The organism is Actinoplanes sp. NPDC051633, from assembly GCF_040681735.1.
GTDB lineage: Bacteria > Actinomycetota > Actinomycetes > Mycobacteriales > Micromonosporaceae > Actinoplanes.
Map to the genome: position 1 here is coordinate 1 of NZ_JBFAZH010001323.1, position 1,976 is coordinate 1,976.

Below are 1,976 nucleotides of genomic sequence, written 5' to 3' on the forward strand. Positions count from 1 at the left end.
GCTGAGATCAGACGATGCGCTCGCCGCTCGAGGCGTTGAACAGGTGCACCTGGTTGGCCTGCGGCTTGATGTTCACCGTCTCGCCCATGCTCGGCATGTTGCGGCGGTCGGTGCGGACCACGAAGCGCTCCGAGCCGCCGTCCATGGCCGCGTGGCCGTAGACGTTGGCGTCCGAGCCCAGGTCCTCGACCAGGTCGACGACGATCGGCAGGCCGGCCTCATTCGTGCCGACCAGGTCGGTGGCCTCGGGGCGGAAGCCGACGGTCACCTTGCCGCCGCCGTTCTGTGCCGCGGCCGCCTGCTCGCGGGACAGCGGGATGGCCAGCGGGCCGAAGTCGGCGCCCGACTCGGTCAGTGCCACCGTCTTGAGGTTCATCGCCGGGGAGCCGATGAAGCCGGCCACGAAGACGTTGCCGGGGTTGTCGTAGAGCACCCGCGGGGTGTCGCACTGCTGCAGCACGCCGTCGAGCATGACCGCCACCCGGTGGCCCATGGTCATGGCCTCGACCTGGTCGTGGGTCACGTAGACGGTGGTGATGCCGAGCTTGGCCTGCAGCGTGGCGATCTGCGAGCGGGTCTGGACGCGGAGCTTGGCGTCGAGGTTCGACAGCGGCTCGTCCATGAGGAACACCTGCGGCTCGCGGACGATCGCGCGGCCCATGGCGACACGCTGACGCTGGCCACCGGAGAGCGCCTTCGGCTTACGGGCCAGGTACTCGTCCAGCTGCAGCAGAGCCGCGGCCTCCTTGACCCGCCGGTCGATCTCCGGCTTCGGGGTCTTGCGGAGCTTCAGGGCGAACGCCATGTTCTCGTACACCGACATGTGCGGGTAGAGAGCGTAGTTCTGGAAGACCATCGCGATGTCGCGGGACTTCGGGGGAAGGTTCGTGACGTCCTTGCCCTCGATCAGGATGCGACCGCGGTCCACGTCCTCGAGGCCGGCGAGCATGCGCAGGCTGGTGGACTTGCCGCAACCGGAGGGGCCGACCAGGACGAGGAACTCACCGTCGCCGATCTCGAGATTGAGCTCGTTGACCGCGGGGCGCTCAGAGCCCGGGTAGATCCGGGAGGCTTTGTCGTACGTGACTGTAGCCATGGAGTACCGACTTCCTTTCCACCGGCAGGAACGTGCCGGACGATCCGAGTGGGAGGAACAACCCGCTCACCGTAAACTTTTTTCACACTTCTGCCAAGGTCTTGGTGCTTTCTGTACGCCCCTGACGAGCCGGTATGCTGTTCCGGCGCGCCCCTGTAGCTCAGTTGGCCAGAGCACTCGCCTTGTAAGCGAGATGTCGTCGGTTCGATTCCGACCGGGGGCTCCACCTCCTCGCGAAGCCCTAGGGTGAGCGGCATGCGCATCGAGCGGATCTCCGACGCCGCCGAGGTCGAGCGGGCCGCCGATCTCTTCGATGGACCGCCCTTGGGTGACGCCACCGTCCGGTTCCTCGCCTCGCCCGATCATCATCTGCTCTTCGCCTACGACGGGGACGACCCGGTCGGGATGATCTCCGGCGTGGAGATGACGCACCCGGACAAGGGCACCGAGATGTTCGTCTACGAGCTCGGCGTCGCCGAGCACGCCCGCGGCAAGGGCGTCGCCACCGAGCTGGTCCGCGCGCTCGCCGACCTGGCCCGCAGGCGCGACTGCTACGGCATGTGGGTCGGCACCGAGACGGACAACGCGGCCGCCCTGGCCACCTATCGGAAGGCCGGCGCCACCGAGGAGGCGCCGTTCGTGCTGCTCAACTGGGATCTGATCGACCGGGAGCCGGCATGAGACTGCTGCCCATGCGCGCCCGGGCGGCCGACGAGGCGCACCGGGTCGCCACGCCGCTCGAGCTCTTCTTCGACCTCTGCTTCGTGGTCGCCGTGGCGCAGGCCGCGCTGCCGCTGCACCACGACATCGCCGAGCATCACGTCGCGCACGGCGTCACGTCGTACCTGATGGTCTTCTTCGCCATCTGGTGGGCCTGGAT

At 67.9% G+C, this 1,976-nt stretch carries 3 protein-coding genes and 1 tRNA gene; 3 read left to right on the forward strand and 1 reads right to left on the reverse strand.

Annotated features, from left to right (window positions below):
* Positions 1 to 7 precede the first annotated feature (7 nt).
* A complete protein-coding gene (gene ugpC / locus AB0M20_RS40565; protein WP_364306515.1) occupies positions 8 to 1,096 on the reverse strand; it encodes a sn-glycerol-3-phosphate ABC transporter ATP-binding protein UgpC in 1,089 nt (362 codons plus the stop codon).
* Positions 1,097 to 1,245: 149 nt separating this feature from the next.
* On the opposite strand from ugpC, the gene AB0M20_RS40570 reads away from it, so the two are divergent.
* From AB0M20_RS40570 to AB0M20_RS40580, 3 genes are all read left to right on the forward strand, one after another.
* Positions 1,246 to 1,322, forward strand: a tRNA-Thr gene (locus AB0M20_RS40570).
* Between the two features lie 29 nt (positions 1,323 to 1,351).
* Complete coding sequence (locus AB0M20_RS40575; RefSeq protein WP_364306517.1) at positions 1,352 to 1,777, forward strand: GNAT family N-acetyltransferase; 426 nt, start codon at positions 1,352 to 1,354, stop codon at positions 1,775 to 1,777.
* A partial coding sequence (locus AB0M20_RS40580; protein WP_364306519.1) for a low temperature requirement protein A occupies positions 1,774 to 1,976 on the forward strand: 203 nt, incomplete at its 3' end. The genes AB0M20_RS40575 and AB0M20_RS40580, both read left to right, overlap by 4 nt.